The following is a 23,936-nucleotide window of genomic DNA, read 5'->3' as shown; positions in this document are numbered from 1 at the left end:
GCGGACGCCACAAGCGTGCCGGCCGCGCCGTCGACGAGACGGCCGGCGCGGGCGGCGGCGAAAGGACGGGCGGCGAAAGCACCGGTGGCGCGAGGGTCTGGGCGGGCTCCATGAGGGCCGAACGCCCCGGCACCCGTGCCGGCTCCTCACTTCCGCCGGGCGCGGCCTGCGGCTAAAGCACCGGCCATGGCCCCGAAGCGTTCGCCCGTCCCCCCCGTCCGGGAAACCGTCCACGAGGGGCGCGACGGCTGGCTGTTCCTCATCGGCGGCAGCAACGACGTCATGCAGCGCTACCGCGGGACCCTGCGGCAGTGGTGGACCCTGCGCGGCTGGACCCGGCTGATCACGGCGCGCGCCGCCCGCGCGGCCGGGCTCGGCATCCGCTGCGTCCAGCTCATCGTGCCGGAAAAGCTCTCGGTCTACGATCACAAGACCATCGACCTGCGCTACGACCCGGCCCGGGCCTCGACCCGTCGCCTCGCCCGCAAGCTCGCGGGGCAGGCCACCTATCTCGACCTGCTCGGCCCGTTTCGCGCGGCCCGCGACGGGCCGGTGCCGCTCTACCTCAGGACCGACACGCACTGGTCGGCCGAGGGATGCCTGCTCGCCTATCGCGAATTGATGCGGGCGCTCGCCGCGGTCCCGCCGGCCGACATCGGCACCCGGCCCGTCCTCGTGACGGAGCGGGTGATGGATCTCGGCGCGAAGCTGCCGGGCCGGCCGGCCGAGCGCCTGGTGCGCCCGCAGATCCACCGCGACGCGGTGCGCGTCGAGACCGGGGCGCTGCTCGCGGCCTCCGAGGAAGCGGGAACCGAGGTCGACCTGCATGTCGGCGCGCACGTGGTCTACCGCAACGCCAACCCCGCCGCCGACCCGCGGCGCGTGGTGCTGTTCGGCGATTCCTACGCGCATTTCGCGCCGATGCTGCTCACCGGGCTGCTGGCCGAGAGCTTCGCCGAGGTGCACTTCGTGTGGTCGTCGAGCTTCGACTGGGCTTACGTCGAGCGGGTGCGCCCCGACATCCTGCTGTTCGAGCTCGCCGAGCGCTTCCTCGCCCGCCTGCCCGCCGACGACTTCGACGTGGCCGCCGGGCGCCGGGCCGGCGCGGCCGGCTAGAGCATTCTCCGCGACCCCCGGATCACGTGGAATGCTCTCCCGTTGCAAGATCGCGTCAGGGGATCGGCTGGCTCAGGGTGGTTTCGACGAGGACGTCGTCGGTCTGGGCCGCGAGGTACAGGTCCGGCGTCCACGCGATGCCGAGGAGCAGGACGACGATCGCGAGGAGGCCGGCCAGGCCCAGCGTCACCCCGTCGGCCTGCCGCCGCAGCGCGTGGATCGCGGCGCATCCGGCGGTGAACATGGCCGCCTCGGCGGCGGGGATCGCGAGGGCAAGCGACATCGGGCCTTCTCTCCGGACGTTTCGGCGGGATCGTGCCACCCGTCTCACGGTCCGGCATCGAATGCGAGATGCCGAGACCTGCGCGGGGCGACGACCGAGGAAGACATCCAAGCAGGAAACGGGCTAAGTGCACCTCACCAAACCCCCGACCTCCGCGGCCGTTCACTATGTCGGCGACGCCACGACGGGGGGGGTGTGAGAGGCACCAAGCCTGCCACAACCTTTCCCCCTCGCCGCGTCGCCCTCCCGACGGACGGCGCGACGCGCGAAACAACGGATCGCACCCATGGGATTGCTCGTCGACGGCGTCTGGCAGGATCAGTGGTACGACACGGCGTCGACCGGCGGCCGCTTCGAGCGCAAGGCCTCCGCCTTCCGCAGCTGGGTCACCGCCGACGGGTCGCCCGGCCCCTCGGGCGAGGGCGGGTTCAAGGCCGAGCCCGGGCGCTACCACCTCTACGTCTCGCTCGCCTGCCCGTGGGCGCACCGCACCCTGATCGTGCGGGCGCTGAAGGGCCTCGAGGACGCGATCTCCGTCTCCGTCGTCGACCCGCACATGGGCGCCGAGGGCTGGGTGTTCGGCGACAGCCCCGGCGCCACCCCCGATCCAATCCACCATGCGACGCGGCTCTACGAGGTCTACCGCGCCGCCGACCCGCGCTATACCGGCCGCGTCACCGTGCCAGTGCTGTGGGACCGCGAGCGGAAGACGATCGTCTCGAACGAATCGGCCGAGATCATCCGCATGCTCGACGGGGCCTTCCACGGCGGCGGGCCGGACCTCTGCCCGGACGACCTGCGCGGGGAAATCGATGCGGTGAACGCCCGGGTCTACGACCGGGTCAACAACGGCGTCTACAAGGCCGGCTTCGCCACCGCGCAATCCGTCTACGCGGAGGCCTTCGCCGCGCTGTTCGCCGAGCTCGACGCGCTGGACGCCCGCCTCGACCGGTCGCGCTACCTGTGCGGCGCGCGGCTCACCGAAGCCGACATCCGGCTGTTCACGACGCTGGTGCGGTTCGACGCGGTCTATGTCGGGCACTTCAAGTGCAACCGGCAGCGCATCGCCGACTACCCGAACCTGTCGAACTACCTGCGCGACCTCTACGCCCTGCCGGGCGTCGCCGGGACGGTGGACCTCGTCCACATCAAGCGGCACTATTACGAGAGCCATCCGACCATCAACCCGACGGGCATCGTCCCGGTGGGGCCGGCGCTGGACTTCGCCGCGCCCAACGACCGGGCCCTGCGCTTCGGCGGGTGAGGCGAACGCGCGCCGGGCTCGACGGATGCGCGCGGCGCGTTAGATCGGACGGCATGACGCTCGCACAGACCTCTCGCCGCCTCGCCCTCGCCCTGCTCGCCGCGCCCTTGGCGCTGTCGGGCCCCGCCCGGTCCCAGGCCGCGGTGCAGCTCGACGGCACCTGCGAGAAACTGACGATCGAAGGGAAGGACGCCACCTCGGCCTGCAGGCCGACCCTCGGGAACAGCGCCGAGCGTCGGCGCACGACCTTCGACTTCACCACCACGGACGGGCGCACGCTCAGCTTCAGCGGTACCGGCGCGCAGCAGGAGCGCACCGAGGAAACCGACCCGCTGCAGCCGATCAACCTCGTCACCACCGGCACGTCGAGCGACAAGGGCATCGTGCGCAACCCGACCCCGGCGGTCGGCGCCTGCACCTTCTCGACGCCGGCACCGGGCAAGACCACCATCGCCTGCGAGGCCTCGGCGCCGGACGGCCGCACCTTCGCCGGGACCTTCGTGACGCAGGCCAAGGCCGCCGCCGGCGCCCCCGCCCAGTAGGCCCGGCGTTTCGGGGGTTGGGGCGCACCGCACGACGCGCTCCACCCTGGGATGCAGCAATCCGGTCTCGGCCCGGCACCGCGCGCGGGACGGCCCTCGGGGACCGGCGAAAACCCGACGAAACCTGCGGATTTGCCCGATTCCGCCGCGCGAGAGCGCGCGCACCGCACTGGTCAGCCGCGTGCCCGAGTCCCATGTACCCGGTCTGGCGACATTTGGTTCCAAGGCCCGACACCGCATGCTGAACGACACGCTCGCGACGGACGCGCACCCGGGTGCGTCCGACCTGATCCGGGAGACCACCACGGCCGGTTTCCGGCAGGACGTCATCGCCGAATCGGCGAACCGTCCCGTGCTGGTCGCGTTCTGGTCGCCGCGCGCACCGTCGAGCAAGACGCTGCTCGCCGTGCTGGAGAAGCTCGTCCGCGCCGCCGCGGGCAAGGTCGTGCTGGTCAAGATGAACGTCGACGAGCATCCGGCGGTCTGGGGCCAGATCGGCCAGCAGCTCGGCCTGCAGGGCGTGCCCGCCGTGGTCGCCATCGACCAGGGCCGCCCGGTCGACATGTTCGAGGGCGCCCTGCCGGAAGCGCAGATCAAGACCTTCTTCGACCGTCTCGCCGGCCCGAGCGAGATCGATCAGGTGATGGCGGAAGCCGCGCAGGCGCTGGCGGAGGGCGACCTCGCCGGCGCCTCCGAGCTCTACGCCGCGGTGCTCGGGCAGCAGCCCGACAACGTCGCGGCCCTGGCCGGCCTCGCCAAGATCCAGCTCGACGCCGGCGAGCTGGAGAACGCCAAGCAGGTGCTGGCGATGGTGCCGGAGGCCAAGGCCGCCGACCCGGGGCTCGCCGGCATCCGCGCCGCGATCGTCCTGGCCGAGCAGGCCGCGGCGCTCGGCGACCTCGCCGGCCTGGAGGCGGAGGTCGGCGCGAACCCGGACGCGCACCAGGCCCGGTTCGAACTCGCCCTCGGCCTCAATGCCGGAAACGAGCGCGAGAAGGCGGTCGATCACCTGATCGAGATCATCCGCCGCGACCGGACCTGGAACGAGGACGGCGCGCGCAAGCAGCTGCTCCAGTTCTTCGAGGCCTGGGGCCCGATGGATCCGGCCGCGATTCGCGGACGGCGCAAGCTCTCGACGCTGCTGTTCGCGTGAGGGCGGATCTGCGGGTGCAGAGGGAAGCCGAAGGTTCTGTCTTGCTGGAGGCATCATGAGCACGCATGCGGGCTACAAGGGGCCGGGCGATTGCCCGCCCGTCATCCCGGTCTTCCCCCTGCCCGGCGCCCTGCTGCTGCCGCGCGGGCAGATGCCGCTCAACATCTTCGAGCCGCGCTACCTCGCGATGGTGGACGACGCCCTGCGGACCGACCGGGTCATCGGCATGATCCAGCCCGACGCCGAGGGCGGCGCCTCGCCGTTGAACCCGAAGCTGTACCGCGTCGGCTGCGCCGGGCGGATCACCCAGTTCGCCGAGACCGGCGACGGGCGCTACCTGCTCTCGCTGACCGGCATCGGCCGCTTCCGGGTGATGAGCGAGCTGGCCACCACCGGCGCCTATCGCCGCTGCCAGGTCAGCTACGACGACTTCGCCATCGATTTCACCGCGCGCGCCGGCGAGGACGCGGTGGACCGCGAGGGCGTGCTGCGAGCGCTGCGCGACTTCGTCGATTCCAACGACCTCAAGGTCGACTGGGCCGGGATCGAGGAGGCGCCGAACGAGGCCCTGGTCAACGCGCTGTGCATGATGAGCCCGTTCGGCGTCCGCGAGAAGCAGGCGATGCTCGAGGCCGCCGACCTGAAGACCCGCGCCGAGATCCTGGTCGCGGTCACCGAGATGGAGATGGTGCGCAGCACCGGGCCCGAGCCGACGATGCAGTGACGACTCGAAGGACGGCCCGGCGGCGACGAGCGCCCGCGCCTTCGCGACCGACCGGCACGGCTTCCCATGGAGAACCAGAGCATGACGCAGGACATGACCACGCAGAGCGCCGCCGTCGAGGCGACCCGCGTCGACCCGAAGCTCCTCGAGCTGCTGGTCTGCCCGCTGACCAAGGGCACCCTCGATTACGATGCCGGCCGCCAGGAGCTGATCAGCCGCTCGGCCAAGCTCGCCTACCCGATCCGCGACGGCATCCCGATCATGCTGCCGGAAGAGGCGCGCCAGCTGACGGACTGAGCCGGGGTGAGGACGAGGGCATGGCGTTCAAGGCGAAATCCGCCTCCGAGACGAAGGCGGCCGAGCTCGCATCCGCGATCGTGCGCATCGCCGACCGGGACGGCGCGCCGCTGCAGATCGGCGTCGACCGGCTGCGCCAGGGCAACCCGCGGCTGACGCCGCTGGCGATCGGCCAGCTCTACCGCAAGCATCGCGACCACCTCGACGCCGCCCTCGCCGAGCGCGGCTACACCCTCGTCGGCTATGCCGACCAGGGCCCCGGCCGCGGCATGGAGTTCGAGATCGACCCCGCCTGACACGGGACCCGGCCGGGGCGTCGAACGTGCCGCGGTACCGGCCATCGCCCGCCCGTGGTAGGGGAGGCGATGCCCCGCTGGCTTTTCCTTACCTTCGTCGCCGCCGTGGCGCTGGCCGTGCTCGGCAGCGCCATCATCGTCCTGCGCGCCCCGCCGTCCAAGCCGCCGGCCGCGAGCCTGTCCTGCGCACCGATGCCCTGCCCGGGGACCGCGCCGACGGCGTGAGCCCCGGCCGAGCGGCCTTCGCCGGCCATTTCCGCACGGGCCTCGGACGAGCCGCGGGGCCCCCCTCGCCGCCGCGGGCGGGGAGGCCTGCACGATGCGGCACCGTCGCGAAACGCCTCAGAAGAAGATCGGCCGCGCGCTCGCGTGGTGCTCGCCGAGCACGGTGCCGGTGGCGGGCTCGATCTCCTTGAGCACCACGTCGTAGCCCCAGAGGTCGGCGAGGTGCTGCAGCACGCGCCGGGCGTCGTCCTTCTGCAGGGTGATCTTGTTCAACGCCTTGTGGTGCAGGATCAGGCGGCGGTCGCCTTCGAGGTCAACGTCCACCACCTCGATGTCGGGATCGAGCCAGGCCACGTCGTACTGGCGGCCGAACGAGCGGCGCATCTTGCGGTAGCCGCGCTCGTCGTGGATCGCGGCGACGTGCAGCTCGGGCTGCTCCGGATCGTCGGCGACGTGGAACAGCCGCATGTCGCGCATCAGCTTCGGCGACAGGAACTGGGCGATGAAGCTCTCGTCGCGGTAGTTCTCCCAGCAATCGCGCAGCACCGCCATGCCGTCGCCGGTGCCGGCGATGTCGGGGAACCACTGCCGGTCCTCCGCCGTCGGCTGCTCGACGATGCGGGCGATGTCCTGCATCATCGCGAAGCCGATCGCGTAGGGGTTGTGGCCGCTGTAGCTGCGGTCGTCGTAGTTCGGCTGGCGGATGACGTTGGTGTGCGACTGCAGGAACTCGAGATAGGCCGCCTCGCCGATCAAGCCCTTCTCGGAGAGCGCGTTCATGATCCGGTAGTGGCAGTAGGTGGCGCAGCCCTCGTTCATCACCTTGGTCTGGCGCTGCGGGTAGAAGTACTGCGCCACCAGCCGGACGATGCGCAGGATCTCGCGCTGCCAGCGCTGCAGGCGCGGGGCGACCTTCTCCAGGAAGTAGAGGATGTTCTCCTGCGGCAGCTCGAGCAGCGCCTTGCGCCGCTCGATCGCCTGGTCGGCGCGCGTCGCCCCCGCCTTCGCCGGCAGGGTGCGCCACAGGTCGTTGTAGATCTGCTCGCCGTGCTCGACCCGCTCGCGCTCGCGCCGCTGCTCGGAGGCGAGGTCCGGCCGCTTCTTGCGCGGGTAGCGGTGCACGCCCTGGCTCATCAGCGCGTGGGCGGCGTCGAGCACCTGCTCGACGGCCTGATGGCCGTAGCGCTCCTCGCAGCGGGAGATGTAGGTCTTGGCGAAGTCGAGATAGTCGAGGATGCCCTCGGCGTCGGTCCACTGCCGGAACAGGTAGTTGTTCTTGAAGAAGTGGTTGTGGCCGAACGCGGCGTGGGCGATCACCAGCGTCTGCATCGTCGCCGTGTTCTCCTCCATGATGTAGGAGATGCATGGGTCGGAGTTGATGACGATCTCGTAGGCGAGCCCCATCATGCCGCGGCGATAGCCGGATTCGTGCTGGGCGAAGTGCTTGCCGAACGACCAGTGCTTGTAGAACAGCGGCATGCCGATCGACGCGTAGGCGTCGAGCATCTGCTCGGCGGTGATGATCTCGATCTGGTTCGGATACCACGACAGCCCGAGCGCCCGCGCCTCGACCTCGCAGGCGTCGTGGATGCGCCGGATGGTGTCGAAGTCCCAGTCGTTGCCGGTGAACAGCGGTTTTGGGGCGCCGGACGTCGCGCGTGTCTTGAGAGCAGTCATATCGCCTCCCGATCGGCCGGCCGAAGCGCGACGTACCCCCTCTCCCGTGCGGGAGAGGGTTGGGGTGAGGGGGCAGGTCCGTCCGGAGAGGTCGCCCCCCTCACCCTGTCCCTCTCCCAACCGGGAGAGAGGACCCGCGCCCCGACATGACGACCTGCGAAGCTCAAGACTCCGCCTCCGCCCGCGCGTCCTTGCGCCCGAACAGGTCGCGGAAGACGGCGTAGATCTCGCGGCGGTGGTTGACCTTGCGCATGGCGATCGGGCCGCCGGCCTTGGCGATGGCCTCGTAGGTCCGCCACAGGGTGGTGCGGTGCTCGACGAAGCCGGCGCGCGGGCCGTTCTCGTCGCCGACCTCGAGATAGGCGAAGTGCTGGCAGGCCGGCAGGATGTGGGCGCGCAACAGCTCGGTCGAGGTCGGGCCGTCGGAGGAGACGTTGTCGCCGTCCGACGCCTGCGCCGCGTAGATGTTCCAGTCGTTGGGGTCGTAGCGCTCGGCGATGATGCGCTTCATCTCCACCAGCGCCGAGGAGACCAGCGTGCCGCCGGTCTCGCGGGAGCCGAAGAAGGTCTCCTCGTCGACCTCGGTCGCCCGGTCGGTGTGGCGGATGAACACGATCTCCACGTGCCGGTAGCGGCGCGTGAGGAAGATGTGCAGCAGGATGTAGAACCGCTTGGCGAGGTCCTTCATGTGCTCGGTCATCGAGCCGGACACGTCCATCAGGCAGAACATCACCGCCTGCGCGATCGGGCGCGGATACGGCTCGAAGCGGCGGTAGCGCAGGTCGATCGGGTCAACGTAGGGGATGCGCCGCGTGCGCTCGCGCAAGCTCGCCAGCGCCTCGGCGAGGTCCGGCAGCGCCGGGTCGCCCTCGGCCAGGCCGGCGATGCGCGCTTCGAGCGCCGCCACCTCCTCGGGCTTCGGCCGCTTCAGGGCGATGCGCCGCGACATCGAGTTGCGCAGCGTCCGGGTGAGGGCGAGGTTGGCCGGCGAGCCGGTCACGGTGTAGCCGGCCCGGCGCAGCCCCTCCGTCTCCACCACCGCCAGGCGGCGCTTGGCGAGGTCGGGCAGCTCCAGGTCCTCGAGGAACAGCTCGAGGAACTCTTCCCGGGTCAGGACGAAGCGGAACGCGTCCTCGTTGTTCTCGCCGCCGTCCCCGCCCTCGCCGGAGCCGCGGCCGCCCCCGCCGCCCTGCGGCCGCTCGATGCGGTCGCCTTCCACGTAGGTCTTGTTGCCGGGCAGGATGTGGTCCTGGAGGCCGGTGCCCGGCTGGCGGGAGAAGCGCGGCTCGCGCACCCCGTCGGCCGGCACCGTGACGCGGCCGTCCTTGCCGAGGTCCTTGATGTCCTTCTCGCGGGCCGACTCGCGCACGGCCCGCTGGGCCACGTCCTTGACCCGCCTAAGGAAGCGCTGCCGGTTGGCGAGGCTCTTGCCTCCTGGATTCAATCGACGGTCGACGATGTGCATTCGGTGATCAAATCCCCGCCCGCAAGATCCGACCGGGATAACGCGCCGGCCGGTCGTCCGAAATCATGGCGGATCTCGATCAGGTCCCCGAGGGGACCGAATCATCCCGCCTGCTTCACCCGCATGTACCACTCGACCAGGCGGCGCACCTGCCGCTCGGTGTAGCCGCGCGAGACCATCCGGTCGACGAACTCGCCGTGCTTCTTCTCGGTCTCGCCGTCCTTCTTCGAGCCGAAGGAGATCACCGGCAGCAATTCCTCGACCTGGCTGAACATCCGCCGCTCGATGACCTCGCGCAGCTTCTCGTAGGACGTCCACGAGGGGTTGCGGCCGCCGTGCTGGGCCCGCGAGCGCAGGGCGAACTTCACCACCTCGTTGCGGAAGTCCTTCGGGTTGGCGATCCCGGCCGGCTTCTCGATCTTCGTCAGCTCCTGGTTGAGAAGCTCGCGGTTGAGCAATTGCCCGGTCTCGGAATCCTTGAAGTCCTGGTCCTCGATCCAGGCGTCGGCGTAGTCGATGTAGCGGTCGAACAGGTTCTGGCCGTAATCGTGGTAGGATTCGAGGTAGGCCTTCTGGATCTCGTGGCCGATGAACTCGGCGTAGCGCGGCGCCAGCTCGCCCTTGATGAACTCGAGGTAGCGCTTCTCGGTCTCGGGCGGGAGCTGCTCGCGGCGCAGCGACTGCTCGAGCACGTACATCAGGTGCACCGGGTCGGCCGAGACCTCCGTGGTGTCGTGGTTGAAGGTCGCGGCCAGCACCTTGAAGGCGAAGCGGGTCGAGATCCCGTCCATGCCCTCGTCGACGCCGGCCGAATCCTTGTACTCCTGCATCGAGCGGGCGCGGGGGTCGACCTCGCGCAGGGACTCGCCGTCGTAGACGCGCATCTTCGAGAACGCGTTGGAGTTGGCGTGCTCGCGCAGGCGCGACAGCACCGAGAACCGCGACAGCATCTCCAGGGTGCCCGGCGCGCAGGCCGCATCCGAGAGCTCGGAGCCCGAGATCAGCTTCTCGTAGATGTGCTGCTCCTCCTGCACGCGCAGGCAGTAGGGCACCTTGATCACGTAGATGCGGTCGATGAAGGCTTCGTTGTTCTTGTTGGTCTTGAAGGTCTGCCACTCGGACTCGTTCGAGTGCGCCAGGATGATGCCGGTGAAGGGGATCGCGCCGATGTTCTCGGTGCCGACGTAGTTGCCCTCCTGCGTCGCCGTGAGCAGCGGATGCAGCATCTTGATCGGCGCCTTGAACATCTCGACGAACTCGAGGACGCCCTGGTTGGCGCGGTTCAGGCCGCCCGAGTAGGAGTACGCGTCCGGATCCGCCTGCGACAGCGTCTCCAGCCGGCGGATGTCGACCTTGCCGACCAGCGAGGAGATGTCCTGGTTGTTCTCGTCGCCGGGCTCGGTCTTGGCGATGGCGATCTGGCGCAGGCGCGAGGGCCGGACCTTGATCACCTTGAACTGCGAGATGTCGCCCTCGAACTCGTCGAGGCGCTTCAGCGCCCACGGGCTCATCAGGCCGGTCAGGCGCCGGCGCGGGATGCCGTAGCGGCTCTGGATCTCGGCGCCCATGGTCTCGGGGTCGAACAACCCGAGCGGGCTCTCGAAGACCGGCGAGACCTCGTTGCCGGCCTTGAGCACGTAGACCGGATGGACCTCCATCAGGGCCTTGAGGCGCTCGGCCAGGGACGACTTGCCGCCGCCGACGGGCCCGAGCAGGTAGAGGATCTGCTTGCGCTCCTCCAGGCCCTGCGCCGCATGGCGGAAGAACGAGACGATCCGCTCGATCGTCTCCTCCATGCCGAAGAACTCGTGGAAGGCCGGGTAGGTCCGGATCGTCCGGTTCATGAAGACGCGGCCGAGGCGGGCGTCCTTCGAGGTGTCGACGAATTCCGGCTTGCCGATCGCGTCGAGGATGCGCTCGGCGGCGCTCGCGTACATCAGCGGCTCGTCGCGGCACGCCTCGAGGAATTCGGAGAGCGTCATCTCCGTGTCGCGGCGCGCTTCGTACCCGCGGGCGAAGCTCTGGAAAAGGTCGTTGGTCGCATGCATCGGCATTCGATAACCCTCTCAGACCGTCAACAGCTTCATCCTGTCCTGCCGCGAACGCAACCGACAGGCCCGCATTTGTCGCAGTGCGGCGAACACGGTGACGCTGCGTGTGCTGGATGCAACACCCGTCGGGCTGAAATGCGGCATCCGTCAAGCTTCCCCGTGGTCGTCCGGCCGGATCGAAAGAACGATCCGGCCGAAAAAACGTGCACTCCCAGCTTTCGGCTGCCTCCGATCAGAGATCGCTGCTGTCTTTCTTGGCATCGGTGTCCTTCTTGGCCGACGCAGCCTCGACGGTGATTTTGATATTCTGCGTCTGCACTTGACCGTCCGCGTTCTTGATTTCGAACGTCACCTCGTCGGCGCCGGTGTAGCCGGCCTTCGGCTGGTAGAAGAGACCCTGGACCGCGGTGTCCTTGTTCGGGCAGCGATAGGAAGCGGGCGTCTTCTGCTTGCCGACCTTGGTGATCAGCGCGCCGTTCTTCGGCGCGCCCGAGACCTTGAACTCCGGCATCGGGCCGGGCGAGCAATCCTTCTTCAGGTTCGGGACGATGGCGATCCGAACCGTCTTGCCGGAGGCGACGGTCTCGCTCTTGGTGATCGTCGTCTGCGCGAAGGCGGGCGCGGCCAGCAGGAGAGCGCCGGCGGCGAGCGCGCGGACGGGGCGAAGGGCGGACAGGGTGGCGCTCACGGGCGTGTCTCCGAACATCTCTTGGCGCGGCATCCGGAGCCATGGGGCCACGTGCCGGCCGAGCCGATGTGGGGATGCCCACGACGCCCGTCGAGGCCGCTGGCCCGTGCCGGCAGCCGGGACGGCGATTATTGCTGAAGCGCGGCGGCGACCACGCCGGTGACACGGGCGATCTGCGCGGCGTCGAGCTCGCCTTCCAGGGCCGCCGCGAGGCTGCGCTCGACCCGTGCGCGCTCGCCCGCATCCGAAGTCGGGGTGACGGGGATGTCGGTCTCGTCGAGGCCGCAGACCCGGCGGATCGTCTCGGCCGCGGCCAGCAGCGCGCCGCGATCGGTCGGCCCCATCTCCCAGAGCGGGTTGCGCAGGCGGCTGACGACGCGCCGCGCGTCGCGATAATCCCGATCGACGTGGGTCGCGGCCTCGATCTGGCTGACGAGGAACATCAGCTCCAGGACCTCGGAGGCCGCGTCGGGGCACGCGCGCACGATCCGCATCACGCGGCTGATGAGTTCCTGCGTCGGCGTCATCGAACGGCGGGGTGCGCTCATGCGGCGATCAACGCGGATCGGCCCGCAAAGTTCGCCGCGCCGTGACGCATCGCGCGGCGTCGTCGCGACGCAGCCCGGGCGCCGCTCAGGCCTCGGGCGGGGCGCGGAAGGCCGCCAGCGCCTCGCGGCAGGCGTAGAGGTCCTGCAGCGCGCCGGCCAGCGCCCCGCGGTCCAGGGCCTCATGATCCGAGGTTTCGCGATTCGACCCGTCGCGATCCGGGGTCTCGGGTTCGGCGCCGTCGGGGGACGACATGGCCGGGCCGCTCGTCTCCTGCATCACCGGCGCGGCCGCCACCGCCTCGCCGCGGCCAACCGCCTGGACGAAGCGGACGCCGTTCTCCTTGAGGACGCGCTGCGCCCCCTCGATCGTGTAGCGCTGGACGTGGAGCAGGTGGCGGATGCCCGCGACGAGCGCGACGTCGCCGGGACGGTAGTAGCGCCGCCCGCCGGCCCGCTTCACCGGCCGGATCTGGCCGAACCGGGTTTCCCAGAACCGCAGGACGTGCTGCGGCACGTCGAGGGCTTCGGCCACCTCGGTGATCGTGCGGAACGCGCCCGGATCCTTGTCGACGGGTCCGGACGCCTCGGTGAGGGCAGCGAGCGCCATGGATCGATCCGGCTACGAGGGCGGCGATGGGCGAGCGGTCAGTCGTCGGCGTGGGCGGCGCCGTTTAGGCCGTTGATCCGGGCCTTGAGCACGTTCGAGGGCTTGAACACCATCACCTGGCGCGGCTCGATCGCCACCTCGACGCCGGTCTTCGGGTTGCGGCCGACGCGCTTGCCCTTCGACCGCACGACGAAGGAGCCGAACGAGGACAGCTTCACGGTCTCGCCCTCGGAGAGGCAGGCGCAGATCTCGGACAGGACCGTCTCGACGAGGGCGGCGGATTCGGTGCGGGAGAGGCCGACCTGCTGGTAGACGGCCTCGCTCAAATCGGCGCGCGTCACCGTCTTGCCTGTCATGCCTCGACCCCTCGCGGTTCTTCTTGCCTGGAGCGGTCGTTTCCGACGTATCCCTATGATCTGCCACGCTAATCCCCGGTCGGGCCCGGGTCAACCGGGGCGGCTCCGGAAATTGTTTTCGGCTACCAGCGGATCAGCGCTGCGCCCCAGCTGAAGCCGCCGCCGATCGCCTCGATCATCACGAGGTCGCCGCGGCGGATGCGGCCGTCCCGGCGGGCCACGTCCAGAGCCAGCGGGATCGATGCGGCCGAGGTGTTGCCGTGGCGGTCGACCGTCAGCACCACCTTGTCGCGCGGGATGCCGAGCTTGTCGGCGGACGCCTCGATGATGCGGCGGTTGGCCTGGTGCGGCACGAACCAGTCGAGGTCGGCCGCCGTCGCGCCGCCCTTCTCGAGCGCGTCGACGATCACGTCCATCACCGAGCCGACGGCGAAGCGGAACACGTCCTTCCCCTCCATCCGGAGATGGCCGGTGGTGCCGGTCGAGCCCGGGCCGCCGTCGACGTAGAGCTTCTCGCGGTGGCGCCCGTCCGAGCGCAGGCTCGCGCTGATCACGCCCCGGTCGCCGCTCGCCCCCGCGGCCTCCTGCGCCTCCAGCACGATCGCGCCGGCCCCGTCGCCGAACAGCACGCAGGTGGTGCGGTCCTCCCAGTCGACGATGCGCGAGAAGGTCTCGGCGCCGACGACGAGCGCGCGCCGGGCCGCGCCGGTCGACAGGAACTTGTCGGCGGTGGAGACGGCGAAGACGAAGCCGGCGCAGACCGCCTGCAGGTCGAAGGCGGCACCCGCCGTGATGCCGAGCGCCGCCTGGATCTGCGTCGCGGTCGAGGGAAAGGTGTGGTCGGGCGTCGAGGTGGCGCAGATCACGAGGTCGATGTCGTCGCCGGTGAGGCCGGCATCGTCGAGCGCAGCGCGGGCCGCGCGGATGCCGAGCACCGACGTGGTCTCGGTGGCGTCCGCGAGGTAGCGCTGCCGGATGCCGGTGCGCTGGACGATCCATTCGTCCGAGGTATCGACCCGCTCGGCGAGCTCGGCGTTGGTCACCACCCGCGCAGGAAGCCCCGAGCCGGTGCCGACGACGACGGAACGCAGGGTTGTCATCGGATTCCTTCCCGTCGCGACGCCGGCGCAACAACCATCGGTTGTTAGACCTGCATCGCTCCGATCTCCATCGCATTCGTTCACCGACCCCGATCCCGGGCCGGTGCAGGCGTCTCGTGCCGGTGCAGGCGGCCCACGCCGGCGAAGGCCCGGCCGGGCACCCATCCGGGCCGGGGCGAAGTCAGGCCGGCGCGAGCGTCGGCGTCTGGTCGAGCATCTCGCGGATCGTGCGCATCAGGTCGTGGCGGGCCATGTCGTGGGCGAGGTCGACGGCGGCCGCGAAGCCTTGCGCGTTCTCCGAGCCGTGGCTCTTGATGACGATGCCTTCGAGCCCGAGGAACACGCCGCCGTTGGCCCGGCTCGGGTTCATCTTCTCGCGCAGCGCGCGGAACGCCTGGCGGGCGAACAGCGCACCGATCTTGGCGGACAGCGTCCGCGTCATCGCGGAGCGCAGGTACGTGCCGATCTGCTTGGCGGTGCCTTCCGCGGTCTTCAGCGCGATGTTTCCCGTGAAACCTTCGGTGACGACCACGTCGACGGTGCCGCGGCCGAGGTCGTTGCCCTCGACGAAGCCGTGATAGGCGAAATTCGGCAAATCGATCTCGCGCAGCAGGCGCGCCGCCTCCTTCACCGCCTCGTTGCCCTTCATCTCCTCGGTGCCGACGTTGAGCAGCCCCACCGTCGGGCGCTCGAGGTCGAACACGATGCGGGCCATGGCGGAGCCCATCACCGCCATCTCGATCAGGTGCTCGGCATCGGTGCCGATGGTGGCGCCGACGTCGAGCACCACGCTCTCGCCGCGCACCGTCGGCCACAGGCAGGCGATGGCCGGGCGCTCGATGCCGGCCATGGTCTTCAGGCAGATCTTCGACATTGCCATCAGCGCGCCGGTGTTGCCGGCGGAGACCGCGGCATCGGCCTCGCCGTCCTTCACCGCCTGGATCGCCTTCCACATCGACGACTTGCCGCGGCCCTGGCGCACCGCCTGGCTCGGCTTGTCGTCCATGGCGACGGCGTAGGTGGTGTGGCGGATCTCGACGCCGCCCTTGAGGCGCGGCTCGGCCGCCACGAGGGGGGCGACCACCGCCTCGTCGCCGAAGATCAGGAAGGTCGTCTCGGGATGGCGCTCGCGCGCGAGCGCGGCACCGGGCACGACGGTCGAGGGGCCATGGTCGCCGCCCATGGCGTCGAGCGAGATGCACACGCGTTGGGACATGAAGGGGTTGTCGCGGCCTTTGACGGAACGCCGTCGCGGGGGCGACGGCCGGGATCGGCGCGGCGGAAAATAGCGATCCAGCCCCGGCGGGCAAACGAATTCTCGCGCAGGGGCAGGGTGCGGCCCGATTTGGCGGCCCGCGGACCCGGGAGCCCGCTACGGCTCCTCGGAGCGGAGCGTCCGCAGGACGTCGAAGGGTTTCACGTCCTCGCCGAGCTGGACCGCCTCGAACACCACCCCGGGCTTGCGCGGATAGGGGTCGATCCCGAGCGCCAGGAACTCGGCGGTCAGAAGGCCGAAGTCGATCCGCCCGCCGACGATCGGGTCGGGGATGTCGGCATCCTCCGCGTCGGTGCCGGCGAGGCGGTCGGTGTCGGTGAAGACCACCTCCACCGGCTCGGAGACCCTGGTCTCGAACGGCTCGAGGCTGACGGTGCAGACCAGCGTCACGGTGCCCTCGACGGTGCCGGTGACGACGAGGCGGCTCGTCGGGCCGGACACCGAGAACTGCCCGGCGAGGTCGCGGATCGCCGGAATCTTGAAGTCGGCGGCGAGCGCCGTGCACTCGGCCGGCGTCGCCTCGACGGTGACGGCGCCGCGGCCCTGCGGCAGCCGCGCCACGCTCACCCATCGGGACAGGGGGGTCTCGCTCACGCTCATCGGGCTTCCAGGTCGAGTGTCGGGGCATCGCCCGCATGCGGGAAGGACGGGCCGGCGCCGAGCAGGCCGTCGAGGTCGGCCTCGGCCAGCGCGCGGTCGGCGGCGAGGACGTAGTCGGCGAGGCCGGCGGCGGCTTCGGGATCCTCGCTGCCGAGCACGTTGCGGGCGAGCGCAATGCGGAGCGCGGCGGCATCGCCCGCGTCGAGCGCCGCGTCGTAGTTGGCGGCGCGGCCGTAGAACGCCGCGCCGAGCTTCTTCATGCGCTTGGGCACGCCGAAATCGCCGACGCCGAGCTCGCGCAGGGACGCGTCGAGCTGGAGGAAGACCGAGTTCACGAGGTCCTGCGCCACGTCCGCCGCCGGCGCCGGCAGGCGGTTCAGGCGGCGCAAAGCCAGGATGACGTGGAGGATGAGCGATTCGAAGCGGCCCTCCACGCCGTCGGGCACGCCGAGCGCGGTGTAGAGGCCCGGCTGCCGCGAGGCCGCGTTGAGGCGCATGTGCAGGGTCTCGATGGACCGCCGCCGCGCGTCGTTGCGCCGGAAGAACCGGGTGATCATGGGGTCCGCCCTCGGCCCGGAGGCCGGCCCCCGGACCGCGCCCGGCGGAACGGCCATGCCCGGTCGCGCAGCGTTGTGGCCTGTGGCCGAGCTTGCCTTGTCAAAGCCATAACCCCGCGGTACGGCAACCCACGGTCAAGGTGCAAGCATTCATCAGACCGCCCCTGGTGTCGCGCTCCGGCGTGCCTAGCGGCGTCCCGTCCCATCAGCAACATAGGGTGGCCGATGTCGCGCCGTCTCGTTCCGTCTCTCGCGCGCCTCGGCCTCGTCGGCCTGCTCGGCCTCGGCCTGTCGGGCTGCATCGGCGAGGAGCTTCGCCACGGCTACCAGATCGACCAGGCGGCGCTCGCCACCGTCAAGCCCGGCATGAGCCCGGAGCAGGTGCTGCAGACGCTGGGCACCCCGTCCACGGTCTCCACCGTTGGCAACAAGTCCTGGTACTACATCTCCCAGAACACCTCGCGCACGGTCCTGTTCCTTGGCGAGCAGGTCGAGGACCAGAAGGTCACGGCGGTGTACTTCACCCCCGCCTTCAAGGTGGAGCGCGTCGCCCTGTACGGCCTGCAGGACGGCAAGGTGTTCGACTTCATCGAGCGCACCACGCCGACCAGCGGCGCCGACCGCGCCTTCCTGAGCCAGCTGTTCAAGGGCCTGACCAAGTACGAGCCCTTCGGCAGCGGCAACGGCGCCAGCGTGGTCCCGGGCGCCCAGCGCGGCATGTGAGGCGTCGGGCGAAGGCCCGACCCCGAACCGTCCTTCCCCCGTTTGCGGGGGGAGGGAGGCGGCCCCGCGAGGGCTCATCGTCGTGCCGACAGGACGGCCTCCACGATCTGCGCGGGTTCGGCGAACATCAGGTCGGGGCGGGCCGCCGACAGGGTCGCCGCGTCGGTGTAGCCCCACGCGACGGCGCCGAAGGCGCAGCCCACCGCGCGCGCCGCGTCGAGATCGCGCAGCTCGTCGCCGACGCAGAGCACCGCACCCGGCTCGATCCGCGCATGGCGCAGCAGGCTTGCGAGACGCCGTGCCTTGCCGAACACCGACGCGCCGCAGGCGTAGCGGCCGATCCGGGCGGCGTCCGGCCCGAGCACGCGCCGGACGTTCGCCTCGGTGTTCGAGCTGAGCACGGCCGTCGCGACGCCCGCTTCGCCGAGCCCCGCCAGCATCTCCGAAGTTCCGGGAAACGGATGCAGCAGCGCGGCGTCGCGCGCGGCGAGCCCGTGCATGTGGCGGGCGATCAGCGGCAGCTTCCAGCGCGGCACGCCGAGGCGCGCCATGATCGCCCGCGCCGAGAGCCTGCGGAGCTCGTCGGTCTCGTGCGCCGCGACCCGGCGGAAGCGGTAGCGGTCGGCCACCGCGTCGAGCACGCTGCAGAACCAGGGAAAGGTGTCGGCGAGCGTCCCGTCGAAATCGAGGACGACGAGGCGATATCCGCGAGCCGGGGCGGGACGGATCAGAACCGCAGGGTCTCCGCCGGGACGTCGAGGCGCAGCACGAGGCCGCTCGGCGTCCAATCGTGCTCCAGGATGCCGTCGAGCTGGCCCGTGACGCTGCGCTCGGCGAGTTCCGTGCCGAAGCCCTTGCGCGTGGGGGTCGAGGGAACGGGTGGCCCGCCGCGCTCGGCCCAGGTCAGGCGGTAGCGCGAATCGGTCCGCCGCCCGGTCAGCGTGACGGTGCCGGCCTCGTTGGAGAGCGCGCCGTACTTCACAGCGTTCGTCGCCTGCTCGTGCATGATCAGCGCCAGCGCGGTCGCCGTGCGCTCGCCGACGACCGCATCGTCGCCGTCGACGGCGATGCGGCAGCGCCCATCCTCGGCATAGGCCGACAGGATCAGGCGCATCAGCCCGAGGACGGTCTGGCCGCCGACCCGCGGCGCGCTGCCGGCGGAATGCGGGCGGACGTATTCGTGGGCCTGGGCCAGCGCCCCGAGCCGCTCGCGGAACGCCTTCGCGAACGGGCGCGCGCCGGGATCGCTGCGGGCGCTGAGCGCGGCGATGCCGCCGACCACGGCGAAGATGTTCTTGATCCGGTGCGACAGCTCCTTGATCAGCAGGTCGCGCGCCTCCTCGGCGCGCTTGCGCTCGCGCAGGTCGCGGGTGACCGTGCCGTAGCCGGCATGGCGGCCGGCCGCATCCCGCACGGCGAACACCGTGAACAGCACGGCGATGGCCTCGCCGGTGGCGAAGTGCCGGAACGCGAGCTCGCCCTCCCACCAGCCGTCGCGCTCGAGCGCCGGCATTGCCACGCCCTCGAGGGCTTCGCGGCTCTCGAGGGTCACGTAGTCGGCGATCGTGGTCCGCAGCGCGGCGTCAAGGTCGGGCAGCCCGACCAGCGCCAGCGCGGCCTCGTTCAGGTGCGCGATCCGCCCGTCCTCGGTGGCCAGCCCGATGAAGTCCTTCGAGGTCTCGACGACGGCGGCGAGCTTGCGCGCGTCGGCGACCGCCTGCCTCAGGTCGTGGATGTCGGTGCAGGTCCCGAACCAGCGCTCGATCCGCCCGTCGGCGCCGCGGATCGGCATCGCGCGCCCGAGAGTCCAGCGATAGGCGCCGCTGTGGTGGCGCAGGCGGTACTCGACCTCGTAGGGCGCACCGGTCGCGAGGCTGTGGCGCCAGCGGCTCCAGGCCTCCGCCTGGTCGTCGGGATGGAACATGTCGGTCCAGCCGGCGCCGTCGGTGGAGCCGTGGGGCACGCCGGTGAATTCGTACCAGCGGTCGTTGTAGAAGTCGTGGAAGCCGTCGGGCTGCGTGGTCCAGACCATCTGCGGCATCGCCGAGGTCATCACCCGGAAGCGGCGCTCGCTCGCGGCCAGCTCGCGCTCCCGCGCATCGACGTCGGCGAGGGTGCGGCGATGCTCGACCAGGGTCGAGATCTGGCGGGCGAGCGCGGCCAGGGTGTCGCCCTGGGCCCTGGTGAGCCCCTCGGGCCGCGCGGTGCGGTCGAGGACGCACATCGTGCCGATTGGGGCGCCGATCCGGCTGCGGATCACCGCCGCGGCGTAGAAGCGGAACCCGTTCTCGGCCCGGATCGCCGGGTTGTCGCGGGTGCGGGGATCGACGGTCAGGTCGGTGATGACGAACAGCCCGCCGGCGTGCGAATCGTCGGCCTGGAGGGCGTGGACGCAGACCGAGCGGTCGATGCCGGTCTCGCGCTCGCCGTAGCCGATCTCCGCCTTGAACCACTGCCGATGCGCATCGACGAAGCCGATCAGCGAGACCGGAACGGCGCAGACCAGGGCGGCGATCCGCGCGAGGTCGTCATAGGCCGGGTCCGGCTCGGTATCGAGGATCCGCAGCGCGCGAAGCTCCGCGAGCCGCTCGGCCTCGTTCCAGCGCTCTCGTTCGGTCGCACGCGTCTGGCTCGCGATCGTAATCGGCAGCTCCCGAATTCCCGAGCCAGAGATAGGCGGCTTGCGCCGCCGCGCCTAGGTTCGGGAACGGACGAAGCGCCGGTTTCGTTCGAAGCGGGCCGCGAGCGCCCGTTCGTGGGCGCGTTCGCGGCCCGCACCCCGACGAGGGACGGGAGCGGGCCGCGGGAGTCGCCTCAGGCCGCCTTCGCGGCGTCGAGCGTCGGGTAGTCCACGTAGCCCTCCGGGCCCTGGCTGTACCAGGTCGCGGCCACGTCCTTCTGGAGCGGGGCGTCGGCGGCGATGCGCGCGGGCAGGTCCGGGTTGGCGATGAACGTCCGGCCGTAGGCGATCGCGTCGGCCTCGCCGGCATCGAGCGCCGCCTGGCCGCTGCGGCCGTCGTAGTCGGCGTTGAGGATCAGCGCGCCGTCGAACACCCGCTTCATCGCCGGGGCGATCGGCGGATGGTCGGCCTTGCCGAAGGTGCCGTTCGGGCCGGGCTCGCGCATCTCCAGGAAGGCGATGCCGAGTTCCGACAGCGCCTTCGCCGCGGCCACGAACAGCGGCTCGGGATCGGAATCGTTGGCGCCCTGGATCGCGCCGTTGGGCGACAGGCGTACGCCGGTGCGGTCCTTACCGGCGACCTCGGCCACGGCCTGCGTGACCTCGCGCAGCAGGCGCACGCGGTTCTCGATCGAGCCGCCGTAGGCGTCGGTGCGGTGGTTGGTGCCGTCGCGCAGGAATTCGTCGATCAGGTAGCCGTTGGCGGCGTGGATCTGCACGCCGTCGAAGCCGGCGGCCAGCGCGTTGCGGGTGGCGTTGCGGTAATCCTCGAGCAGCCGCGGGATCTCCTCGACCGGCAGGGCGCGCGCCTCGGCATAGGGCTTCTTGCCGGCGTAGGTGTGCGCGTCGTCGGGCGCGGTCGTGGCCGAGGACGAGATCGGCGCGGCGCCGTCGAGGAAGTCCGGGTGGACGAGGCGGCCCATGTGCCAGATCTGGCAGACGATGCGGCCGCCCTTGTCGTGCACCGCCTTGACGATCGGCTTCCAGGCCTCGACCTGCGCCGCGTTCCAGATCCCCGGGGCGTAGGGCCAGCCGAGCCCCTCCTGGCTGATGCCGGTCGCCTCGGTGAGGATCACGCCGGCGCTCGCGCGCTGGGCGTAGTATTCGATCATCAAGGGGGTGGGCACGTGCTCGCGGGTGGCGCGTCCCCGCGTCAGCGGCGCCATCCAGATGCGGTTCTTCGCGTCGATGGCACCGACGCGGATCGGATCGAGCAGTGAAGGCATGGGCTTCCCGTGTTTGGATGGGGTGGGGGCGGCACGCCGCACCCCGTGTGACGCATAGGTGGCGGGAACGATGCCGCCCGCAAGGCACTGGACGCATGGGCGACCCTGCCGGGGTGCGCGGGCGCACATGGTGTCGCGGGCGGCCTTTCCTCCACTCCCCGGATCACAGGATCCGGGCATGCATGGAGCGGGCATGACGGGCGCGCATTCGCGTTCGCGTCGCGGATCGCGTATAGCTCGACGCCTCATTTCCAAGGTCTTTGCAAGAACATGGCGACGGCGTCGTTCGACACCGCCCGGCGCGCGGGCAGCGATTTCTCCGGCATCGAGAAGGCGCCCGAGTTCCGGCCCGAGCCGGCACCCGCGGCGGTGCCCGGGCAGCGCAGCTCGCTCGTCGGCCTGCCGCGGGCGGCGCTGAAGGAGCGCCTGCTCGCCGTCGGCGTCGGCGAGCGCGAGAGCAAGATGCGCTCGGGCCAGCTCTGGAACTGGCTCAACGTCCGCGGCGCGCAGGACTTCGACCAGATGACCAACGTCGGCAAGGCGCTGCGGGCGCAGCTCGCCGCCGCCTACACCCTCGACCGGCCCGAGGTGGTCAGCCAGCAGGTCTCGCGCGACGGCACCCGCAAGTGGCTGCTGCGCATGGCCCCGACCGGCCGGCACGACCACAACCGCGGCGCCGAGATCGAGTGCGTCTACATTCCGGGGCCCGACCGCGGCACGCTCTGCGTCTCGTCACAGGTCGGCTGCACGCTGACCTGCTCGTTCTGCCACACCGGCACGCAGCGCCTGGTGCGCAACCTGTCGGCGGCCGAGATCACCGCCCAGCTCGTCGTCGCCCGCGACGCGCTCGGCGACTGGCCCGGCCTGATCCCGTCGCGCGACGCCTCGGGCAGCGGCGAGGTCGGGCGGCTCGTCACCAACATCGTGTTCATGGGCATGGGCGAGCCGCTCTACAATCTGGAGAACGTCGTCGACGCGGTGGCGACGATGTCGGACCCGGAGGGGCTCGCGCTGTCGCGCCGGCGCATCACGGTGTCGACCTCCGGCGTCGTGCCGCAGATCCGGCGGCTCGGCGAGGAGGCGCACGCGATGCTGGCGATCTCGCTCCACGCCGTGCGCGACGAGCTCCGCGACGAACTGGTGCCGCTGAACCGCAAATACCCGATCGCCGAGCTGATGCGCGCCTGCCGCGACTATCCCGGCCTGAACAACGCCCGCCGCATCACCTTCGAGTACGTGATGCTGAAGGGCGTCAACGACACCGACGGCGACGCGCGCGAGCTGGTGCGGCTGCTCAAGGGCATCCCGGCCAAGATCAACCTGATCCCGTTCAACCCCTGGCCCGGCAGCCGGTACGAATGCTCGGACTGGGAGCGGATCGAGCGCTTCTCCGAGATCGTGTTCGACGCCGGCTACGCCTCGCCGGTGCGGACCCCGCGCGGCCGCGACATCCTCGCCGCCTGCGGCCAGCTCAAGAGCGAGACCGAGAAGCTGCGCGCCCGCGAGCGCATGCTGCTCGACGCGGGCGGCGACGCGGCCGGCGCGGTCTCGGCCCAGGGCTTCTACGCCCTTCACGACGGCGAGGAATGAGGGGGCCCGGCGCCTCTCCGGTGTGGGCCTTCTGGCAGAGGTAACCGTCTCTTCCCTCCCCCGCAGAGGGGGGAGGGGGAGCCGGCCTCGGTCAGCCCTGCGGCAGGTCCGGCGTGATGCCGAGGGCGTCCATGCCCTCCTCCAGGAGGTCGCCGGCATCCGGCGTGCCGAGCAGCGTCTTCACCGCGCCGTCGCCGGCGCCTTCGCGCTCGCGGGCGAAGCGGACCGCGTCGGCCCATTCCTCCGGCTCCATGTCGCCGCGGCCGACATAGAGCAGCGCCAGCAGGTCGGCGCGCTCGTCGTCGTTGAGGCCGGCGATCATGCCGCGCAGCTCCGATTCGGTGGCGTCGTCGGTGCCGGAGGTGAGCACGTCGGTGGCGCCGTCGTCGATGGCGTTGGAGCCGGAATCCGGATCGGTCGCGCCCTCCTTCACCTCGACCGCGCGCAGGCGCAGGATGATCTCGGTGACCGTATCGGGGGCGATGTCCATGTCGAGCTCCGGTTGGCGGTCCCGTCGGGGGCCTGAAGCTGCGACAACTGGCGAGAGCGGTGCCGGTTCGCCCGGCCCGGCGCCGTCGTGCTTCCGCGCGGTCGGATTTCGTCGCCCGTTCGTTCCGCGGCGCCCGTGAAGAGGCGCGCACGTCGCGGCGCCACGCGGTGCTACGCTGTCGCCGGGGCGGGCACGCGCGGAGGCGGGGGATGAAGCGGGACGGGCTCGTCGGCTGCCTCGCGCTCTACGCCGCGCTCTACAACTGGCGAGAGCGATGCCGGTTCGCACGGCCCGGCGCCGTCGTGCGCCCGCGCGGTCGGATTTCGCCGCCCGTTCGCTCCGCGGCGCCCGTGAAGATGCGCGCACGTCGCGGCGCCACGCGGTGCTACGCTGTCGCCGGGG

At 70.9% G+C, this 23,936-nt stretch carries 28 protein-coding genes; 12 read left to right on the top strand and 16 right to left on the bottom strand.

The annotated features are described in order from the left end of the window. Positions 1-186 precede the first annotated feature (186 nt). The gene (locus FV230_RS09610) at positions 187-1,116 is read left to right on the top strand and encodes a hypothetical protein (protein ID WP_147842197.1); all 930 of its coding nucleotides are present in this window, start codon (positions 187-189) and stop codon (positions 1,114-1,116) included. 55 nt (positions 1,117-1,171) lie between these two features. Here FV230_RS09610 and FV230_RS09605 read toward each other — a convergent pair whose 3' ends face one another. Beyond that, on the bottom strand, positions 1,172-1,399 hold the full coding sequence (locus FV230_RS09605; RefSeq protein ID WP_147725639.1) for a hypothetical protein: 228 nt from the start codon (positions 1,397-1,399) through the stop codon (positions 1,172-1,174). A 286-nt stretch (positions 1,400-1,685) separates the two neighbouring features. On the opposite strand from FV230_RS09605, the gene FV230_RS09600 reads away from it, so the two are divergent. From FV230_RS09600 to FV230_RS29545, 7 genes are all read left to right on the top strand, one after another. Then, a complete protein-coding gene (locus FV230_RS09600) occupies positions 1,686-2,663 on the top strand; it encodes a glutathione S-transferase family protein (protein ID WP_147842196.1) in 978 nt (325 codons plus the stop codon). Between the two features lie 53 nt (positions 2,664-2,716). After that, the gene (locus FV230_RS09595) at positions 2,717-3,205 is read left to right on the top strand and encodes a hypothetical protein (RefSeq protein WP_147842195.1); all 489 of its coding nucleotides are present in this window, start codon (positions 2,717-2,719) and stop codon (positions 3,203-3,205) included. A gap of 238 nt (positions 3,206-3,443) precedes the next feature. Beyond that, the gene (locus FV230_RS09590; protein ID WP_147842194.1) at positions 3,444-4,358 is read left to right on the top strand and encodes a co-chaperone YbbN; all 915 of its coding nucleotides are present in this window, start codon (positions 3,444-3,446) and stop codon (positions 4,356-4,358) included. Positions 4,359-4,413: 55 nt separating this feature from the next. Beyond that, the gene (locus tag FV230_RS09585; protein WP_147725636.1) at positions 4,414-5,082 is read left to right on the top strand and encodes an LON peptidase substrate-binding domain-containing protein; all 669 of its coding nucleotides are present in this window, start codon (positions 4,414-4,416) and stop codon (positions 5,080-5,082) included. Between the two features lie 81 nt (positions 5,083-5,163). Then, positions 5,164-5,379 (top strand): Trm112 family protein, encoded by a 216-nt coding sequence (locus FV230_RS09580; protein ID WP_243936935.1) that lies wholly within the window; start codon positions 5,164-5,166, stop codon positions 5,377-5,379. 20 nt (positions 5,380-5,399) lie between these two features. Next, positions 5,400-5,675 (top strand): adenylosuccinate synthase, encoded by a 276-nt coding sequence (locus FV230_RS09575; protein WP_147725635.1) that lies wholly within the window; start codon positions 5,400-5,402, stop codon positions 5,673-5,675. A 69-nt stretch (positions 5,676-5,744) separates the two neighbouring features. Next, positions 5,745-5,900 (top strand): hypothetical protein, encoded by a 156-nt coding sequence (locus tag FV230_RS29545; protein WP_187274747.1) that lies wholly within the window; start codon positions 5,745-5,747, stop codon positions 5,898-5,900. Between the two features lie 117 nt (positions 5,901-6,017). Here the strand turns inward: FV230_RS29545 and FV230_RS09570 are convergent, their stop codons facing one another. From FV230_RS09570 to FV230_RS09520, 11 genes are all read right to left on the bottom strand, one after another. Beyond that, positions 6,018-7,577 carry a SpoVR family protein gene (locus tag FV230_RS09570; RefSeq protein WP_147725634.1) on the bottom strand — a complete coding sequence of 520 codons (1,560 nt, stop codon included), beginning with the start codon at positions 7,575-7,577 and terminating at the stop codon, positions 6,018-6,020. A 163-nt stretch (positions 7,578-7,740) separates the two neighbouring features. Next, positions 7,741-9,042, bottom strand: a complete 1,302-nt coding sequence (locus FV230_RS09565) for a YeaH/YhbH family protein (protein ID WP_147842193.1) — start codon at positions 9,040-9,042, stop codon at positions 7,741-7,743. Between the two features lie 101 nt (positions 9,043-9,143). Further along, positions 9,144-11,096, bottom strand: a complete 1,953-nt coding sequence (locus FV230_RS09560) for a PrkA family serine protein kinase (RefSeq protein WP_147842192.1) — start codon at positions 11,094-11,096, stop codon at positions 9,144-9,146. Positions 11,097-11,325: 229 nt separating this feature from the next. Further along, positions 11,326-11,769: a 4-aminobutyrate aminotransferase gene (locus FV230_RS09555; RefSeq protein WP_243937175.1), complete on the bottom strand. Its 444-nt coding sequence runs from the start codon at positions 11,767-11,769 to the stop codon at positions 11,326-11,328. Between the two features lie 140 nt (positions 11,770-11,909). Continuing rightward, positions 11,910-12,329: a hypothetical protein gene (locus FV230_RS09550; protein WP_187274748.1), complete on the bottom strand. Its 420-nt coding sequence runs from the start codon at positions 12,327-12,329 to the stop codon at positions 11,910-11,912. 85 nt (positions 12,330-12,414) lie between these two features. Continuing rightward, positions 12,415-12,936 (bottom strand): MerR family transcriptional regulator, encoded by a 522-nt coding sequence (locus FV230_RS09545; protein ID WP_147842191.1) that lies wholly within the window; start codon positions 12,934-12,936, stop codon positions 12,415-12,417. Positions 12,937-12,974: 38 nt separating this feature from the next. After that, entirely contained in the window at positions 12,975-13,292 is a 318-nt protein-coding gene (locus FV230_RS09540; protein ID WP_147725630.1) for an integration host factor subunit alpha, read from the bottom strand. A 122-nt stretch (positions 13,293-13,414) separates the two neighbouring features. After that, the gene (locus FV230_RS09535) at positions 13,415-14,392 is read right to left on the bottom strand and encodes a beta-ketoacyl-ACP synthase III (RefSeq protein WP_147725629.1); all 978 of its coding nucleotides are present in this window, start codon (positions 14,390-14,392) and stop codon (positions 13,415-13,417) included. Between the two features lie 181 nt (positions 14,393-14,573). Beyond that, a complete protein-coding gene (plsX, locus tag FV230_RS09530) occupies positions 14,574-15,608 on the bottom strand; it encodes a phosphate acyltransferase PlsX (protein ID WP_147725628.1) in 1,035 nt (344 codons plus the stop codon). A 156-nt stretch (positions 15,609-15,764) separates the two neighbouring features. Next, on the bottom strand, positions 15,765-16,268 hold the full coding sequence (locus FV230_RS09525) for a DUF177 domain-containing protein (RefSeq protein ID WP_147842190.1): 504 nt from the start codon (positions 16,266-16,268) through the stop codon (positions 15,765-15,767). Beyond that, the gene (locus tag FV230_RS09520) at positions 16,265-16,825 is read right to left on the bottom strand and encodes a ubiquinol-cytochrome C chaperone family protein (protein WP_147842189.1); all 561 of its coding nucleotides are present in this window, start codon (positions 16,823-16,825) and stop codon (positions 16,265-16,267) included. Before FV230_RS09520 ends, FV230_RS09525 begins: the two co-directional genes overlap by 4 nt. A gap of 225 nt (positions 16,826-17,050) precedes the next feature. Between FV230_RS09520 and bamE the strand changes: the two genes are divergently transcribed. Next, complete coding sequence (gene bamE / locus FV230_RS09515; protein WP_147842188.1) at positions 17,051-17,548, top strand: outer membrane protein assembly factor BamE; 498 nt, start codon at positions 17,051-17,053, stop codon at positions 17,546-17,548. A gap of 74 nt (positions 17,549-17,622) precedes the next feature. Here the strand turns inward: bamE and FV230_RS09510 are convergent, their stop codons facing one another. Next, positions 17,623-18,276, bottom strand: a complete 654-nt coding sequence (locus FV230_RS09510) for an HAD hydrolase-like protein (protein ID WP_348642126.1) — start codon at positions 18,274-18,276, stop codon at positions 17,623-17,625. After that, entirely contained in the window at positions 18,276-19,772 is a 1,497-nt protein-coding gene (locus FV230_RS09505; protein WP_246694810.1) for a PAS domain S-box protein, read from the bottom strand. The genes FV230_RS09510 and FV230_RS09505 overlap by 1 nt, the downstream gene beginning before the upstream one ends. Before the next feature lie 138 nt (positions 19,773-19,910). Here FV230_RS09505 and FV230_RS30670 point away from each other — a divergent pair, with 138 nt between their 5' ends. Then, a complete protein-coding gene (locus FV230_RS30670) occupies positions 19,911-20,396 on the top strand; it encodes a hypothetical protein (protein ID WP_243936917.1) in 486 nt (161 codons plus the stop codon). Here FV230_RS30670 and FV230_RS09500 read toward each other — a convergent pair. Beyond that, a complete protein-coding gene (locus FV230_RS09500) occupies positions 20,363-21,454 on the bottom strand; it encodes an alkene reductase (RefSeq protein WP_147725623.1) in 1,092 nt (363 codons plus the stop codon). The genes FV230_RS30670 and FV230_RS09500 overlap by 34 nt on opposite strands. Before the next feature lie 270 nt (positions 21,455-21,724). Between FV230_RS09500 and rlmN the strand changes: the two genes are divergently transcribed. Continuing rightward, positions 21,725-23,044, top strand: a complete 1,320-nt coding sequence (rlmN, locus tag FV230_RS09495) for a 23S rRNA (adenine(2503)-C(2))-methyltransferase RlmN (protein WP_147842186.1) — start codon at positions 21,725-21,727, stop codon at positions 23,042-23,044. Positions 23,045-23,135: 91 nt separating this feature from the next. Here rlmN and FV230_RS09490 read toward each other — a convergent pair whose 3' ends face one another. Then, positions 23,136-23,534 (bottom strand): DUF3775 domain-containing protein, encoded by a 399-nt coding sequence (locus FV230_RS09490; RefSeq protein ID WP_147725621.1) that lies wholly within the window; start codon positions 23,532-23,534, stop codon positions 23,136-23,138. Between the two features lie 209 nt (positions 23,535-23,743). On the opposite strand from FV230_RS09490, the gene FV230_RS30320 reads away from it, so the two are divergent. Further along, positions 23,744-23,936: hypothetical protein (locus FV230_RS30320; protein ID WP_210248621.1), on the top strand; the 193-nt coding region annotated here is incomplete at its 3' end.

The sequence above is a fragment of the Methylobacterium sp. WL6 genome, from assembly GCF_008040095.1.
Lineage (GTDB): Bacteria > Pseudomonadota > Alphaproteobacteria > Rhizobiales > Beijerinckiaceae > Methylobacterium.
Note: the sequence above shows the minus strand (reverse complement) of the source record. Positions and strands in the feature narration are given on the sequence as shown.